The organism is Psychromonas aquatilis (genome assembly GCF_038155185.1).
Classification (GTDB): Bacteria; Pseudomonadota; Gammaproteobacteria; order Enterobacterales; family Psychromonadaceae; genus Psychromonas; species Psychromonas aquatilis.
Window position 1 is genome coordinate 1 of sequence record NZ_JBAKAZ010000411.1, and the last position, 213, is coordinate 213.

General features: G+C 35.2%; 1 protein-coding gene. It reads left to right on the plus strand.

Annotated features, from left to right (window positions below; all coding sequences use genetic code 11):
- On the plus strand, positions 1 to 213 hold a 213-nt coding region (locus V6256_RS15975; protein ID WP_341599185.1), incomplete at both ends, for a DnaB-like helicase N-terminal domain-containing protein.

Here is a 213-nt window from a genome sequence, read left to right on the forward strand (position 1 = left end):
AACTCCCCGATTAAAACTGTGCATCATTCATTTGAAGCCGAGCAAGCTGTTATTGGTTTTTTATTATTAGATAACGATACTTGGTCTGATGTTTCAGAACGTGTTGAGGATCGTGATTTTTATACACGAGCTCATCGCCTTTTTTTTTCTACCATTGAAAAGTTAAGTAGTAATCATGTACCTGATGATATTGTCACACTTTCTGAAAAGCTA